The following is a 16,165-nucleotide window of genomic DNA, read 5'->3' on the forward strand; positions in this document are numbered from 1 at the left end:
CAGGGGTTTGCCGGAGGCTGCAGAGCTGGCATATAGCCTCAGCGACATGGTGACTACTCGGGCCTTCCTCGAACGCACGCCCGTGGCGCTGGCCCATCGGGGCGGTTCGCTCTACGGCCCGAACATCGGGCTCGAGAACACCATGACCGCGTTCGGCAACGCCGTCGCTCTCGGCTACACGCACCTCGAGACCGACGTGCACGTCACCCGCGACGGTCGGCTCGTCGCCTTCCACGACACGCGGCTCGACCGCGTCAGCAACGCCCGCGGGCTGATTCGCGACCTTCCGTGGTCCGAGGTGTCGCACGCCGAGGTCGGCGACGGCGGCCGGGTCCCGCTGCTGACCGAGCTGCTCGACCTGTGGCCCGACGTCAACCTCAACATCGACCTCAAGGCCCCCGGGACCGCCGACCCGCTGTGGCGCCTCATCGAGGAGCGCGGGCTGCACGACCAGGTGTGTGTCGGCTCCTTCTCCCAGCGCAACATCTCCCACTTCCGGCGCCTGTCACACGGCACCGTCGCCACGGCTGCCTCCCAGGTCGGCACGGCCCTGGCCCGTTTCGGTCCCCAGGTCCTCACCGCGGTCTTCCGCACCCCTGCAGACGTGTTCCAGGTCCCGCCCGTGATTCCCTTGCGTGGCAGGCCGGTTCGCATCGTCACCGCCCAGCTCGTCGAGACCGCTCACCGTTACGGCAAGCAGGTCCACGTCTGGACCATCGACGACCCCGACGAGATGCGGCACCTGCTCGACCTCGGCGTCGATGGTCTGGTCAGCGACCGCATCGACGTGCTCAAGGACGTCCTGGTCGAACGCGGCGTCTGGACCGGACGCGCCTGAGGTGCCCGCCGAATCGGTCCGCGCCCACCGTTCTGGATGCGACGGACGGCATACGCCATCGGTCAGCGGACGAGGACGTGGCCTCGCGACGTGCTGAGGCGGGTCCAGCGGCCGTGCGCGGCGATCGATGCCGACTCCCCCGCGGACGTGAAACCAAGCACATGGGCACCGAACGCCAGGCCGGCCGCGATCGGCGGCACCGTGTCGCTCATGGCACCCCACGTGCGTCGTCGGAGCGAGTCGACGGCATGACCACCGGCGTTTTCGGGCGTCCCCTCAGCGACCTGTGAGATTCCTTGGCGCGCAATGGAGTCGATGACGTCACCGTCGAGCTGACCGACAGGCTCCCAACCGTCGCGCGGAGGCGTCAGCCCGCTCCAGGGGGCGCGCACGGTCGTGGGCGGAACGCTGAGCACGGCACCGTTGCCCTCGCGCGCCAGACGGTCGTTGACCGAGGCGAAGGACACCGTGGCATCGATGTCGTCGGAGGGCGCGATGGTGACGACGCGCATCCCGAGCACCGTGCCCTCACCCATGAGACCGGTCCCCTCGATGACGGCGACGGTGGTCAGGAGGAGGTGGCCGAGCACCTGGAGGCGCACGGCGCCCTCGGGGTTGGCCCGGCTCGCGCGTCCCAGGTAGGTGCCGAGGTCGGCGAGGCCGCGAGGGTCGCCGAAGTCGATGTGCTGCGTGTCGGTCACCGGCGACGCCTCCGGAACGGCGCGGGCGCTCCGAGGCGGGACCTGACCGAGGTGCGCTCGTCGGGACGCATACGTCTTGGCGACTCGCTCGCGAAGTCGTAGAGCGCGAGCTCGGTCTCCGCGACGGCGTACACAGGCCGTTCTCCTTCGCCCACGCCGTCGGGGTCGGTGACGATGTAGGCGACGTCGAATCCTGCCCCACCGACCCGCGAGACCCACATCTGGATCTCGACGGGCGCGTGCCGGAAGCCGAGGGGCCGGCGGTACTCGATCTCGTGACGCGACACCAGCACGCCTTCGTCGAGCATCGTCTTGTCGCCCGCGCCCCCGCCGTCGAACCAGTCGCGGAAGGCGATGACGCGCGCGTCCTCCAGCAACCGCAGGAACTGCACGTTGTTGATGTGAGCGTACGCGTCCATGTCGGACCAGCGCAGCGACACCTGCGCGGCGTACGGCGTCGTCAGCGGTTCGGTCTCCGTCATGGACCCATCCTTCCAGCCCCGCGCCATGCGGCTCGTCCACATCCCCTGCGTGGACCGCCCGGGCATCCACAGCTGGCGTATGCCGGTCGGCCCGGTCGGTGGAGCCACGTAGGTTGGGTGCCATGACCCCACCCCCCACCTCGGCACCCTCCGCACCGCCCGTCGCCGACGTCGACCCCGCCCTGCGTGAGCGGGCGACCACCGCGTTGCGGCGCCTCGTGGGCCGGGACGACGTCGACTTCCGCGACGGTCAGCTCGAGGCGATCAACGAGCTCGTGGCCGGGCGACGGCGCGTGCTCGTCGTGCAGCGCACCGGATGGGGCAAGTCGGCCGTCTACTTCGTCGCGACCGCTCTGCGGCGGGCCGAGGGCGCGGGACCCACCGTCATCGTCAGCCCTCTGCTCGCCCTGATGCGCGACCAGATCGCGGCGGCCGAGCGCGCCGGCATCAAGGCGGTCACCCTCAACTCGACCAACGCCGACGAGTGGGGCGCCGTGTCCGGCGCCCTCGCCCGTGGTGAGGTCGACGTGCTGCTCGTCAGTCCCGAGCGGCTCAACAACCCCCGCTTCCGCGACGAGCAGCTGCCCGCGCTCGCCGAGACGTGCGGCCTGCTCGTCGTCGACGAGGCACACTGCATCAGCGACTGGGGCCACGACTTCCGACCGGACTACCGCCGCATCCGTGACCTGCTCACGACGCTGCCCGAGCGCACGCCCGTGCTCGCCACGACGGCGACGGCCAACGCGCGCGTGGTGACAGACGTCGTCGAGCAGCTCGGTGCCGGCGGCCGCGACGTCCTGACCCTGCGGGGTCCGCTGGCACGGGCGTCGCTGCGTCTCGGCGTCCTGCCCCTGGCCGCCCCCGAGCAGCGCCTCGCCTGGCTCATCGCCCATCTCGGGGGGCTGCCCGGGTCGGGCATCGTGTACGCCCTGACGGTCGCAGCCGCCGAGGACGTCGCCGTCGCGCTCCGTGAGGCTGGCCACACGGTCGCCGCCTACACCGGGCGCACCGAGCCGTCCGAGCGGATCCGGCTCGAGGAGGCCCTGCGCGACAACGAGGTCAAGGCCCTCGTGGCCACCTCGGCGCTCGGCATGGGGTTCGACAAGCCCGACCTCGGCTTCGTACTGCACCTCGGCGCACCGTCGTCGCCCGTCGCCTACTACCAGCAGGTCGGCCGTGCGGGCCGCGCCACCGAGCGTGCCGACGTGCTGCTCATGCCCGGGCCCGAGGACAAGGACATCTGGCGCTACTTCGCCTCGGCCTCGATGCCCAGGCAGGACCAGGCCGACGCGGTCGTGCGTGCGCTCTCTGAGTCCCCGAAGGCCCTCTCGACGGTGGCGCTCGAGACGATCGTCGACGTGCGCCGCACCCGTCTCGAGCTCCTCCTCAAGGTGCTCGACGTCGACGGCGCCGTGCACCGGGTGCCGGGAGGGTGGACCGCCACCGGCGAGCCGTGGACCTACGACGCCGAACGCTACGGACGCGTGACCGAGGCCCGAGAGCGCGAGCAGCAGCTGATGGTCGACTACGAACGCACCGACCGCTGCCGCATGGCGTTCCTGCAGGAGACCCTCGACGACGACTCCGCCGAACCCTGTGGCCGGTGCGACCGCTGTGTCGAGCCCTGGTTCGACACGACCATCCCCGAGGCTGCCATCAACACCGCCCGCTCCCGGCTCGAGCGTCCGGGCGTCGTGCTCGAGTCCCGCGCCCAGTGGCCCTCCGGCATGGACCGTCTCGGCGTCCCCTTCAAGGGCAAGATCGCCGCGTCGGTGTCGATGGAGGAGGGCCGGGCCGTCGCGCGCCTCAGCGACCTCGGGTGGGGCCAGCGCCTGCGCGAGCTGCTCAGGGGCGAGGACCGGGAGATCCCGGCTGAGGTCCTGCGAGCCTGCGTCGACGTCCTGGCCGGCTGGGGCTGGCAGGAGCGCCCCGCCGCGATCGTCTCGGTCCCGTCACGCCGCCGCCCGATTCTCGTCGAGTCGCTCGCCACCGGGCTGGGTCAGCTCGGCCGGCTGCCCTATCTCGGCGCGCTCGACCTGGTCGAGGGCGGTCCCGTCGGCGAGCCCGGCGGCAACAGCGCCTTCCGGCTCGCCAACGTCTGGGGACGCCTCGCCGTCGGGCCCGAGCTCGCCGGCTCCCTCAGCGGCATCCCGGGACCGGTCCTGCTGCTCGACGACGTGAGCGACTCACGCTGGACCCTGACCGTGTGCGCCGGCCTGCTGCGTGAGGCCGGAGCGCCGGCCGTGCTCCCGATGGCCCTGGCCATGGAGGCGTGACGGCCGTCGCGGGCTGCCACGGCGACTCGGTCGCGGCCACTAGGGTCGTCCTGTGACTGCAGACGCCCCCTCCGAGCCGCGCCCGCTCCCTCCTCTCGAGGATCTCCTCGAGGTGCTGACCCTCGAGGACGTCGGGACCGCGCACATCGCCGTCACCGACGTCCGGGGACGCGACGCCGCCGAGTCGATCGGCGCGTCGTCGGCCCGTGTCTTCGAGGGCCGCAGCCAGAAGATGCCCCACGGACGTGTCTTCGGCGGTCAGGTCCTGGCCCAGTGCGTCATGGCCGCCGGCATCACGGTGCGCGACCTCAACGACGGCGACGGCTCCCGGCCCATCCACTCGCTCCACGGCTACTTCATGCGCCCTGGCGACGACACGCTGCCGATCCGCTTCGCCGTCGAGGAGATGCGCGACGGCAACTCGTTCTCCACCCGCCGCGTGCACGCCGTCCAGAAGGGTGCGCCGATCATGTCGATGACCTGCTCCTTCCAGGAGCGGGCCGGTGGCCTCGACCACCAGGACCCGATGCCACAGGTCCAGGGCCCCGAGGAGCTCGCCTCCTTGGCGGACGCCTTCCGCGGCGTCGACCACCCGGGAGCGCGGCACATCGCGGAGGCACGCCCCATCGAGCTGCGCCCCGTCGAGAGCAACATGTTCCTCGACGCCGGGCCGGAGCAGGTGGCGACCAACCACGTGTGGATGCGAGCCGTCGAGCGCCTCCCGGACGACCCTCTGCTGCACGCGGCCGTGCTGGCCTACTCGAGCGACTACTCGCTCCTCGAGCCGGTACTTCGACGTCACGGCCTGGTGTGGACCGACCGACGTCTGCGAGTGGCGAGCCTCGACCACTCGATGTGGTTCCACCGCGACGTCCGCGCCGACGAGTGGCTGCTCTACGCCCAGCAGTCGCCGTCGGCCGTGAGCGGTCGTGGTCTGTCCATCGGCGAGATCTTCAGCCAGGACGGCACCCTCGTCGCCACGACCGCGCAGGAGGGCATGGTCCGCGTCAAGCAGTCCTGACGCAGGAAACCACCGGCGCGCAGGTCTCCCGTCGTCGAGTCAGCCTGACTCCCACCTCGGATGGCTGCGTGCCCCCCACCCGCACCAGGACAGCTCGCGTGGGTGGGGCGACGCGCCCCCTCGAACGGGTAGGGCGCTCATCCCACGGGCAGCGTCAGATGGTGGTGGTGCGGAGGACGGCGACGTCGTGGCCGTCGAGACGCACACCGTTGCCGTCGACGATCGGGGCACGACCCCATGACGCGAGGATGTGCTCGACCTCGCCGCCGAACGGCACCACCTGCGCACGACCGGCGAGGTTGGCCACCACGTGCACGGCCCCGCGCGACAGGATCATCCACTTCGCGTCCTCGTCGAACCTCACCGACGTGGCCCGCAGGTCGCCCGACGCGACGTCAGGCTGCGTGCGGCGGACCTTGATCAGCTCACGGTAGAAGTGCAGCATCTCGTTGTGCCCGGGAGCGCTCGGCTCGCTCCAGTCGAGCACGCTGCGCGCCCGCGTCGCAGGGTCCTGCGGGTCGGGCACGTCGGCCTCGTCCCACCCGTGGGCCGCGAACTCGGCTCGACGGCCCGAGCGGACGGCCTCCGCGAGCCACTCCTCCTCGAAGGAGGTGAAGAAGGCGAACGGGGTGCTCGCGCGCCATTCCTCCCCCATGAAGACCATCGCCGTGAACGGCGAGAGCAGGTAGAGCGCGGCGCCGACGGCCTGCTGCCCGGGTGAGATCTGGTCACTGATGCGGTCGCCGGTGGCGCGGTTGCCGACCTGGTCGTGGGTCTGGAGGTAGGCGAGGAACTCGTGCCCCGAGCGCACCTCCTGGTCGACCGGGGATCCCCACACGGCGCCGCGGAACGTCGACATGCGGCCGTCGTGGAGGAAGGCGTCGGACAATGTCTTGGCCAGCACCGAGATGGGCCCACCGTCGGGCCACGCCTCGGTCCCGCCGGCGAAGTCGCCGTAGTACCCCTGCGTCTCACCGGTCAGCGCCACGTGGAGCGCGTGGTGGATGTCGTCGTCCCACTGCGCCGTCATGCCGCGCCCGCCCTCGCTGGTCGGCGTGACCATGATCGCGTCGTTGAGGTCGCTCTCGGCGATCAGGTCGAGGGGACGTCCGAGCTCGGTTGCCAGAGAGGCGGTCTCGTCGGACAGCTGCGCCAGGATGTGTGGCTCGGACTCGTCCCGCATCTCGTGCACGGCGTCCAGCCGCAGCGCGTCGACGTGGAAGTCGCGGAACCAGCGCAGGGCGTTGTCGATCACCCAGCGACGCACCTCGTGACTGCCGTCCGCGTCGAGGTTGACGGCCGGACCCCAGGGCGTCGTGTGGGTGGCGGTGAAGTAGGGCCCGAACTCGGCGAGGTAGTTGCCCGTGGGGCCGAGGTGGTTGTAGACCACGTCGAGGCAGACGCCGAGGCCCTGCGCATGGCAGGCATCGACGAAGCGCTGGAACGCGGCGGGACCCCCATAGGCCTGCTGCACGGCATACGGCGCCACCCCGTCGTAGCCCCACCCGTGCGTGCCACCGAACGCCGCGACGGGCATGACCTCGACGACGTCGATGCCGAGGTCGACGAGGTGGGCGAGGTGACCGATGGCGGCGTCGAAGCTGCCCTCGGGCGTGAACGTGCCCACGTGCAGCTCGTAGACGACCCCGCCCGGCACCCCGCGGCCGTCACGGGTGCCGCGCCAGCCGGCGTCACCCCAGGTGTGCGCGCCGGCGTCGAAGGTGCGGCTCGCGCCGTGGACCCCATGAGGCAGCCAGGCTCCGCGCGGGTCCGGACGGGGGTCCCCACCGTCGAGGCTGAAGGAGTAGTCCAGCGTGCCGCCGTCCGGACGGGTCCACGACCACCAGCCACCGGACTCGGCCGTCATGGCGTGACGTCGGGCGGCAGACGTCGGCTCGCGCCGCCCCTCCACCGGAGTGGCGAGGACGTCGACGCGCGACGCGAGCGGCGCCCAGACTCGGATGGTGTCGGTGTCGGAGGTCATGACTCGTCCCGTACCCGCACGAGGAGGGCGACGGGCAGGCCCGTGGTTCCGATGACGTCCGCCAGCGGGGTCGGACCAGCGTCGAACGACATCGTGGAGAGGACGTCGCGCCAACGGCCCGCGGGCAGGTCGATGGTGGCGTCACCGAACCCGCCGGCGTCCGCGAGGCGCCCGGCGAGGCGGGTCACGACCGTGATCGCCTCGAGACGCTCGCCCGTGCCGCGACCGAACGCGACCGCGTGCTCGGACGTCGTGGCCACCGGCACGTAGGTCGAGCCCTGGCCGGTGAAGGAGTCCGGACGCTCGCGACGTACGCGCAGGGCCGAGCTCGTCACGAGCAGCTTCTCGTCGTGGAGATCGGCCGGGGCGAGTCCCGAGTCGAGTCGGGCGAGGCGGTCGCGGCGCTCGGCGTAGTCGACGGCGCGGCGGTTGTCCGGGTCGACGAGGGAGAGGTCGACGAGGTCGGTGCCCTGGTAGACGTCGGGCACCCCGGGCATCGTGAGCTGCACGAGCTTCTGGCCGAGCACGTTGGCCCGCGTCTCCGGGCGCGTGGCCTCCACCCAGGACTCGACGTGGGCGACGATCTCCGGCGTGGTCACGACGCCGGTCACGAAGCGCTCGACGGCCGACTCGTAGGCCTCGTCGGGGTCGGTCCATCGCGTGTAGAGCTTCGACTCGCGAACGGCCTTCAGGGCGTAGGCCTGCAACCGTTCCTCGCTGATCGGCCACGCGCCGACCACGGTCTGCCACAGGAAGTACTCGGTGAGGACGTCGAGCTCCTCGGCTCGCACCGGGGCAGCCAGGTCGCGGGCCGCCCGCACCCAGGTCGCCCACGCGTCAGGCCGCTCGGCGAGGACGAAGAGCCGCGCGCGCACGTCCTCGGCGCGCTTCGTGTCGTGGGTCGAGAGGGTCGTCATCGACTGGGGCCACTCCCCGAGCAGGTTCTGCGCGAACCAGTGGAAGTCCGTGGTCGGCGCCCCCACCCGAGTCGGGTCCCCACCGACCTCGTTGAGCCCGACGAGCCGGACGTAGCGGTAGTACGCCGTGTCCTCGATCGCCTTGGCCATGGCCGGCCCGCACGTCTGCTGGAAGCGCACGACGAACTCGTCGCGCGCCGCCTCGTCACGGACGTCTCCCTCACCCAGTGCGAGATCGACCAGGCCCTCGACGCACGCGCGGTCGAGAGAGCCGTAGCGCGACCCGGCGCCCTCGACGACGGCCAGCTCGAGCGGTTCAGCGTGGAGCCCGTCCCGTGGGTGCCCGGGCCGCACGTAGACGCGGTAGCGGTCCATCCCGACGAGCATCGCCTCGAGCACCTCGCGTGCAGCGGCCTCCTCGAGGTCCGGGCGCGCACGCGCGACGAGCCGCATCAGCCGGCTCACCTCGGTGGCGAGCATGACCTGCACGACCCACCGCTTCGACTCCGTGACGATCGCCCCGAGGTCCTGCCGCTCGCCGAGGAGCTCGGTCGAGAGGTCGTCGAGCGGCTCGGCCCCGGCGGGGTCGACGAAGAGACCGCCGACGCGCAGCAGCGCGTCGTAGCCCGTCGTGCCGGCCGTCCGCCAGGCGTGCGGCAGCTGCTCGTCGCCCTCGAGGATCTTCTCGACGACGACCCAGGCGTCACCGGTCGCCTCGGCGAGCCTCTCGAGGTAGCCCTCGGGGTCGGCCAGCCCGTCCGGGTGGTCGATGCGCAGACCGTCGATGGCGCCCGAGCGGATGCCGTCGACGAGCAGCGCGTGCGTCGCGTCGAACACCTCGGGCTCCTCGACGCGCACCGCGATGAGGGACGTGACGTCGAAGAACCGCCGGTAGTTCAGTTCGGAGTCGCCGACGGTCCACGACGCGAGGCGGTAGTGCTGGGCCTCGAGCAGGTCACCCAGCGGCATACTCACGTCGGTGCCGGCGGCGAGCGGGAAGACGTGGTCGTAGTAACGCACGACTGGCTCCCCCTCGTGCTCCCCCACGGAGATCTCCCCCGCAGCGAGCACCTCGACGAGCGGAGCACCGAGCACGGGCATGAGGATGCGCCCGTCCTGGGCGTCCCAGTCGACGTCGAACCACGTGGCGTATGCCGACTGCCGGCCCTCGCGGAGCACCGACCACAGCGGGCGGTTGAGCGAGAGCGGCGTCGGCGTGGTCATGTGGTTCGGCACGACGTCGACGACGACACCGAGGCCGGCCGCGTGGGCGGCCTCCACGAGCCGGGCGAAGCCGGCGTCGCCGCCGAGACCCTCGGCGACCGACGTGTGGTCGGTGACGTCGTAGCCGTGCTTCGAGCCGATGGTGGCCTGCAGGATCGGCGACAGGTAGAGGTGCGTGATCCCCAGTGCCGCAAGGTGATCCACCTGCGCAGCCGCGTCATCGAGGGTGAAGTCGGGCTCGAGCTGGAGCCGGTGGGTCGAGACGGGTGCGCTGGTGTACCTCACGCGGTGGCCTCCTCCGTGACGCCGGGGATGTTGGGCGAGACCATCTCGCGCGGGCACCTCAGCACGACGATGCTGCGCGCCTGGACCTGGATCTGCCACGTCGGGTCGAGGGGCGTGGCCTCGATCTCGTGCCGCGCCGTGTCGATGACGGGGATCCACTGCGCGCCGTACTCCTCGTCCGGGAGGGTGAAGGCGAGCGCCTCGTCGTGCGCGTTGAACATGACGAGGAAGGAGTCGTCGAGGATCTGCTGGCCGCGCGGGTCCGGCTCCGGGATGGCAGAGCCGTTGAGGAAGATCATGAGCGACCTGGCCTGGCCGTTGCTCCATGCCTCCTCGTCCATGTGCTGGGCCTCGGGGGTGAACCAGGCGATGTCACCGAGCTCGCTCTCACCGCCGTGGTCGGCGTTGCCGGCGAAGAACCGGCGACGCCGGAACACCTGGTGCTCGCGCCGCAGCTTCACGAGCGACTGGGTGAAGACGAGCAGCTTCTGGTCGTCCTCGTCGAGCACCCACTGGATCCAGGAGATGTCGTTGTCCTGGCAGTAGCCGTTGTTGTTGCCGCCCTGGGTGCGGCCGAGCTCGTCGCCGTGCAGCATCATCGGCACGCCCTGCGAGAAGAGCAGGGTGGTGAGGAAGTTGCGCTGCTGACGGAGCCGGATCTCGCGGATCTCGGGGTCCTGCGTGGGGCCCTCGACGCCGCAGTTCCACGAGCGGTTGTGGCTCTCGCCGTCGTTGTTGCCCTCCCCGTTGGCCTCGTTGTGCTTCTCGTTGTAGGAGACGAGGTCGTGCAGCGTGAAGCCGTCGTGGGCCGTGACGAAGTTGACGGAGGCGATCGGCTTGCGACCCGAGTGCTCGTAGAGGTCACTGGATCCCGTGAAGCGAGAGGCGAACTCACCGAGGGCGCCACCCTCTCCACGCCAGAAGTCGCGCACGGTGTCGCGGAACTTGCCGTTCCACTCGGTCCAGAGCGGCGGGAAGTTGCCCACCTGGTAGCCGCCCTCGCCGACGTCCCACGGCTCGGCGATCAGCTTGACCTGGCTGACGACCGGGTCCTGCTGGATGAGGTCGAAGAAGGCCGACAGCTTGTCCACCTCGTGGAACTGGCGGGCCAGGGTCGCTGCGAGGTCGAAGCGGAAGCCGTCGACGTGCATCTCGGTGACCCAGTAGCGCAGCGAGTCCATGATGAGCTGCAGCACGTGCGGGCTGCGCATGAGGAGGCTGTTGCCGGTGCCGGTCGTGTCGTAGTAGTGCGACAGGTCGTCGCTGACGAGCCGGTAGTAGCTGTTGTTGTCCAGCCCACGGAAGGCCAGCGTGGGGCCCATGTGGTTGCCCTCGGCCGTGTGGTTGTAGACGACGTCGAGGATGACCTCGATGTCGGCTGCGTGCAGCTCCTTGACCATGCCCTTGAACTCCAGCACCTGCTGACCGCGCTGCCCGCCGGCGGCGTACTCGTTGTGCGGGGCGAGGAAGCCGATGGTGTTGTAGCCCCAGTAGTTCGACAGGCCGCGGTCGACGAGCGGCGCGTCCTGGACGAACTGGTGCACGGGCATCAGCTCGATGGCGGTGATCCCGAGGTCGCTCAGGTGCTTGATCATCGCGGGGTGGGCGATGCCGGCATAGGTGCCGCGGATCTCCTCGGGGATCTCCGGGTGGAGCATCGTCAGACCCTTGACGTGGGCCTCGTAGATGATGGTCTCGTGGTACTCGTGGCGCGGCGGGCGGTCGTCGCCCCAGTCGAAGAACGGGTTGATGACGATCGAGTGCATGGTGTGGCGCACGCTGTCGTCGGTGTTGATCTCCGTCGTCGTCGCGGCGTCCTCGTCACCGAAGGTGTACGAGTAGAGCGACTGGTCGTTCTCGGCCTGACCCTCGATGGCCTTGGCGTAGGGGTCGAGCAGGAACTTGCTCGGGTTGCACCGGTGACCGTTCTCAGGGTCGTACGGGCCGTGCACCCGGAAGCCGTAGCGCTGCCCGGGCTGCACGTAGGGCACGTACCCGTGCCACACGAAGCCGTCCGTCTCGGGGAGGTCGATCCGCGTCTCGGCGAGGTCGTCGTCGAGCAGGCACAGCTCGATGCGCTCGGCCACCTCGGAGAAGACCGCGAAGTTGACCCCGGAGCCGTCGTACGTGGCTCCGAGGGGGTAGGGCTTGCCCGGCCAGATCTCCATGGACCTACTTTCCGTCGTTCGGTCGCGGCACACAGCCGCGGCGCCACGGCGTGGCGACCAGCGGACGACGGTGGCCGCACAGCGCATTCTTCCCTGCCGGGGCCCATCGAGCGCAATGCGGTCGTATGCCGGTCGGCGCGCGCTCGGTCGACGCGGCGTCCACCGGGGCCGGGAAGACGCTGCTCAGCCAGGACGTCCCTGCCTCCAGTACCCGGTCGGGCGCAGTTGGAGACGGGATGTGGCGTCGTCGCGCTCGGCAGGGGCTCCCCAGCGGGGTGGAGGATTTTCCGTGGCTCACCGGGACCTAGGACCCTGCGTCGCCCGCACGCCTGGTGATGACATGGGAGGTGAGTGAGCCGGAGGGGCCGAGCCCACGGAGAGGAGAGCTCCGATGAACACCCAGACGTCAGCTGCCGTGCCGAGCACGCCGTGGGACGAGGTCGATCTCGTCTCGGTCGAGAGCCTGGTCCGGCTCAGTGAGGTCGACGGTCCGTGCATCACCGTCTACCTGCACACCAGTGTCACCGGCCCGGACACGAGACTCAGCCCGTCGCGGCTGCGGACACAGGTTCGGCAGGCCGCCGCGGACCTTGCCGAGGCCGGCGTCGACGAGGGGGTCGCTGCCGAGCTCCTCGAGCAGCTGAGGACCCTGGAGAGTGACGCCGACTTCTGGGAGGTCCGGCGCCCCGGCCTCGCCTTCTTCGTCGCCCCCGGGTTCGCGATGCGTGCTCGCCTGCCCGTCGCCCCGACGGACCAGGTGGTCCTGGGGCCTGCCTTCCGCCTCCGTCCCCTCATCCCGCTCGTGACGCCCAGCAGCGGCTTCCTCGTCCTCGCGCTGGCCCAGAACCGGGTCCGGCTCCTGCACGGGACAAGGGAGACGGTGCAGGAGCTGCCGCTCGACGCGATCCCCTCCTCGATGCAGGAGGCCATCCCGCAGGAGGAGATGGAGCGGCACGGGCAGTCCCACTCGAGCGGACGCTCTGCCGGCCGCCGCGAGAGGCAGGTGCACGGCCAGGGCAACGAGGCCGACTACGACAAGGCCGCGCTCGAGCGTTTCTTCAGGGCGGTCGACGAGCCGCTCACCCAGCGCTTCGGTCGCCGGGGCGAGCCGCTGGTGCTGGCGTGCGTCGGCTACTACCTGCCGATCTACCGCCACGTGAGTCGCTACCCGACGGTCGTGGACAAGGCCGTCGAGGGCAACCCCGAGCGCCGCACGGCAGACGAGCTGCATGCTGCGGCCTGGGAGATCGTCGCCGCCGACATCGGCCACCGGGAGCAGGCCTTGCTGGACCGCTTCCGAGAGGCCGACGGCACGGGGCTGACCGCGAGCGACCCCGAACAGCTCCTCGCCGCCGCCCGCGACGGTCGGGTCGACACTCTGTTCGTCGCCCCGGAGCCCATCACGAGCACGGCTCCGAACACCGCCACGAACAGCGTCCCGGACACGGCGGGGCCGGCATCCCCCCAGGACGACGGGCTCATCGACAGCGCCGTCGCGGAGACGATCCGACACAAGGGTCGGTGCGTCCCGCTCGGGGTCCTGCCGGTGGCGGGAAGCGCCGCCGCGCTGCTGCGCTTCTGACGGCCCAGGGGCCGACGGGCCGGCCGGTCAGAGAGCGCCGCCCAACGTCACACCGCCGTCGACCGTGAGCGTCTGGCCGGTGACCCACGACGCGTCCGTGCTCAGCAGGAAGCTGACGGCGCCGGCCACGTCCTCGGGAAGACCGAGACGCTTCATCGGGTAGGCGCGGACGACCTTCTCCTCGCGTCCCTCGTAGAGAGCCTCCGCGAACTTGGTCTTGACGACGGCCGGGGCGACGGCGTTGACGCGCACGTCCGGGCCGAGCTCGTAGCCGAGCTCGGTCGTCAGGTGGATGAGGGCTGCCTTGGAGACGCCGTACCAGCCGATGACCCCGCTCGCCCCCTGGCCTGCGACGGAGGCGAGGTTGACGACCGACCCCGGGTGGGTCTCGTCGCCGAGCCCGGCGGCGACGGCCTTCTTGATCCACGAGAAGGCTGCGACGACGTTGACGTCGAGCACCTTGCGCGCGATGTCGAGGTCCGAGTCGAGCATCGGACCGTAGGCCGGGTTGATGCCGGTGTTGTTGACGAGCAGGTGCAGGCCGCCGAACGTCTCGCGGGCCGTGGCGATGACCTCGTCCTGATGGGCCTCGTCGGCTGCGTTGCCAGCCACGCCCAGGGCGTTGGCAGCGCCGCCGAGCTGCTCGACGGCAGCCGCGAGCGCGTCCGGCTTCCGCGCCGTGATGACGACCTTGGCGCCCTCGGCGACGAGCCGCTGGGCGATGCCGAGGCCGATGCCCCGGCTGGCGCCGGTGATGATGGCGACGGCGCCCTCGTGGCGTCCGCCGCGTGCAGCAGCCCCCATCAGAAGCCGAGGTCCCGGCCGATGAGCTCCTTCATGATCTCGTTGGAGCCGGCCCAGATCTTCGTCACCCGGGCGTCGCGCCAGGCGCGCGCCACGCGGTACTCGTTCATGAAGCCGTAGCCACCGTGCAGCTGGACGCAGTGGTCGAGCACGTCGTTCTGCACCTGCGAGCTCCACCACTTCGCCTTGGCGGCGTCGACGGCGGAGAGCTTGCCCTCGGCGTGGGCGGCGACACAGTCGTCGACGTAGGCCTCGGCCACCTCGATCTTGGTCACGAGCTCGGCCATGAGGAACTTGTTGTGCTGGAAGGCACCGATGGGCTGGCCGAAGGCCTTGCGGTCCTTGGCGTACTGGATCGTCTCCTCGAGGATCGCCTTCGCGTGGGCGACGTTGGAGACGGCCGCGCCGACCCGCTCCTGCGGGAGCCGCTGCATCATCGAGATGAAACCCATCCCCTCGGGGCCGAGCCGGTTCTCGTCGGGCACGCGGACGTTCTCGAAGAAGAGCTCGGCCGTGTCGGACTCGTCCATGCCGACCTTGTCGAGCTTGCGTCCGTTGACGAAGCCCTCCATGCCGCGCTCGACCATGAGCAACGTGATGCCCTTGGCTCCCTTGGACGGGTCGGTACGGGCGGCGACGATGACGAGGTCGGCCCGGTAGCCGTTGGTGATGAAGGTCTTGGAGCCGTTGAGGATCCAGGCGTCGCCGTCACGAACGGCGGTCGTCTTCAGGGCCGCGAGGTCGGAGCCGCCGGACGGCTCGGTCATCGCGATGGCGCAGATCAGCTCGCCACTGGCCATGCCAGGGAGCCAACGCTGCTTCTGCTCCTCGGTGCCGAGGTCGACGATGTAGGGCGGGCACACGTCGGAGTGGATGCCGAAGCACGAGCTGGTCGCCGCGTTGAAGCGGGACATCTCCTCGGCGACGACGGCGTTGAAACGATAGTCGTCGACGCCGGCGCCCCCGAACTCCTCGGGGATGTCGAGGCCGAAGAAGCCCTGCTTGCCGGCCTCGAGCCAGATGTCGCGCGGGATCGACTTGGCCGCGATCATCTCGTCCGCGCGTGGAGCGAGCGTGCGCGTGACGAACTCGCGCGCCGACGCGCGCATCGCCTCGTGGTCCTCGTCGTAGATGTTGCGGGGCATTTCGTCCTCCATCGGGCGTGCTCACGGGTGCGACGCGCCGGTACCCACGGGTAACTAAGCGCTTGCTTAGTTTCCCTCCCCTGCGGCATGCTGTCAACGTGCCGCAGCCCACCACGACCCCGCCAGCCCCGGGAGCCCGGACGTCCGACCCCGATGCGTCCACGGTGGAGAGACTCCTCCAAGCGGCAGCCCACGCGTTCGCCGACAAGGGCTTCCACGCCACGACGACGCGCGACATCGCCTCGGGCGCCGGGCTCTCCCCCGCCGGCGTCTACGTCCACTTCGGCTCCAAGGAGGAGCTGCTCTTCGCCCTCAGCCGCAGCGGCCACGAGTCCGCCTTGCGCCTGCTGCGCTCGGCCATCGCGGACGCTTCGACGCCGGCCGACCAGCTCGTCACCGCCATGGCGCGCTTCACCGAGTGGCACGTCGAGCAGTACCAGGTCGCCCGCGTCGTGCAGTACGAGCACCACCACCTGACCCCCGAGCACCATGCCGAGGTGCTCGCGCTCCGCAAGGAGATGGACTCGCTCGTGCGCGACGTCCTCGACCGCGGCGTCGCCGACGGCTCGTTCTCCGTCGACGACAGTGCCGACACGGCTTTGGCGCTGCTGTCGATCGTCGTCGACGTCGCTCGGTGGTACTCCCCCACGATCCGCCGCACGCCGGCCGAGATCGGCGCGACGAACGCCGCCCTCGCCCTGCGCCTCGTGGGCGCCGCGCACCGAGCGTGACGTCGGC

12 protein-coding genes are annotated in these 16,165 nt (G+C 70.7%); 5 read left to right on the top strand and 7 right to left on the bottom strand.

Going from position 1 to position 16,165, the window contains the following annotated elements; genetic code table 11:
* Window positions 1-46 precede the first annotated feature (46 nt).
* Complete coding sequence (locus ABD831_RS18435; protein ID WP_344950094.1) at window positions 47-838, top strand: glycerophosphodiester phosphodiesterase family protein; 792 nt, start codon at window positions 47-49, stop codon at window positions 836-838.
* A gap of 62 nt (window positions 839-900) precedes the next feature.
* Here ABD831_RS18435 and ABD831_RS18440 read toward each other — a convergent pair whose 3' ends face one another.
* Entirely contained in the window at window positions 901-1,539 is a 639-nt protein-coding gene (locus ABD831_RS18440; protein WP_344950097.1) for a DUF8185 domain-containing protein, read from the bottom strand.
* Complete coding sequence (locus ABD831_RS18445; protein ID WP_344950099.1) at window positions 1,536-2,021, bottom strand: acyl-CoA thioesterase; 486 nt, start codon at window positions 2,019-2,021, stop codon at window positions 1,536-1,538. The genes ABD831_RS18440 and ABD831_RS18445 overlap by 4 nt, the downstream gene beginning before the upstream one ends.
* A gap of 122 nt (window positions 2,022-2,143) precedes the next feature.
* Here ABD831_RS18445 and ABD831_RS18450 point away from each other — a divergent pair, with 122 nt between their 5' ends.
* Both ABD831_RS18450 and ABD831_RS18455 read left to right on the top strand, forming a co-directional pair.
* Window positions 2,144-4,297, top strand: coding sequence for a RecQ family ATP-dependent DNA helicase (locus ABD831_RS18450; protein WP_344950102.1), 2,154 nt, complete (start codon window positions 2,144-2,146; stop codon window positions 4,295-4,297).
* 52 nt (window positions 4,298-4,349) lie between these two features.
* Window positions 4,350-5,318: an acyl-CoA thioesterase gene (locus ABD831_RS18455; protein ID WP_344950105.1), complete on the top strand. Its 969-nt coding sequence runs from the start codon at window positions 4,350-4,352 to the stop codon at window positions 5,316-5,318.
* 154 nt (window positions 5,319-5,472) lie between these two features.
* Here the strand turns inward: ABD831_RS18455 and treZ are convergent, their stop codons facing one another.
* The 3 genes from treZ to glgX are packed head-to-tail and all read right to left on the bottom strand — an operon-like array spanning window position 5,473 to window position 11,896.
* Complete coding sequence (gene treZ, locus ABD831_RS18460; RefSeq protein WP_344950108.1) at window positions 5,473-7,302, bottom strand: malto-oligosyltrehalose trehalohydrolase; 1,830 nt, start codon at window positions 7,300-7,302, stop codon at window positions 5,473-5,475.
* Window positions 7,299-9,728, bottom strand: coding sequence for a malto-oligosyltrehalose synthase (gene treY / locus ABD831_RS18465; RefSeq protein ID WP_344950111.1), 2,430 nt, complete (start codon window positions 9,726-9,728; stop codon window positions 7,299-7,301). The genes treZ and treY overlap by 4 nt, the downstream gene beginning before the upstream one ends.
* Window positions 9,725-11,896 carry a glycogen debranching protein GlgX gene (glgX, locus tag ABD831_RS18470; protein WP_142179979.1) on the bottom strand — a complete coding sequence of 724 codons (2,172 nt, stop codon included), beginning with the start codon at window positions 11,894-11,896 and terminating at the stop codon, window positions 9,725-9,727. The genes treY and glgX overlap by 4 nt, the downstream gene beginning before the upstream one ends.
* Window positions 11,897-12,287: 391 nt before the next feature.
* Between glgX and ABD831_RS18475 the strand changes: the two genes are divergently transcribed.
* Window positions 12,288-13,478, top strand: a complete 1,191-nt coding sequence (locus ABD831_RS18475; protein ID WP_344950115.1) for a baeRF3 domain-containing protein — start codon at window positions 12,288-12,290, stop codon at window positions 13,476-13,478.
* 27 nt (window positions 13,479-13,505) lie between these two features.
* Here the strand turns inward: ABD831_RS18475 and ABD831_RS18480 are convergent, their stop codons facing one another.
* Both ABD831_RS18480 and ABD831_RS18485 read right to left on the bottom strand, forming a co-directional pair.
* Window positions 13,506-14,282 (bottom strand): SDR family oxidoreductase, encoded by a 777-nt coding sequence (locus ABD831_RS18480; RefSeq protein WP_344950117.1) that lies wholly within the window; start codon window positions 14,280-14,282, stop codon window positions 13,506-13,508.
* Entirely contained in the window at window positions 14,282-15,427 is a 1,146-nt protein-coding gene (locus ABD831_RS18485) for an acyl-CoA dehydrogenase family protein (RefSeq protein WP_344950120.1), read from the bottom strand. The genes ABD831_RS18480 and ABD831_RS18485 overlap by 1 nt, the downstream gene beginning before the upstream one ends.
* Window positions 15,428-15,525: 98 nt before the next feature.
* Here ABD831_RS18485 and ABD831_RS18490 point away from each other — a divergent pair, with 98 nt between their 5' ends.
* The gene (locus tag ABD831_RS18490) at window positions 15,526-16,158 is read left to right on the top strand and encodes a TetR/AcrR family transcriptional regulator (RefSeq protein WP_344950123.1); all 633 of its coding nucleotides are present in this window, start codon (window positions 15,526-15,528) and stop codon (window positions 16,156-16,158) included.
* Window positions 16,159-16,165: the final 7 nt, after the last annotated feature.

Source organism: Terrabacter ginsenosidimutans (assembly GCF_039539425.1).
GTDB classification, from domain to species: Bacteria; Actinomycetota; Actinomycetes; order Actinomycetales; family Dermatophilaceae; genus Terrabacter; species Terrabacter ginsenosidimutans.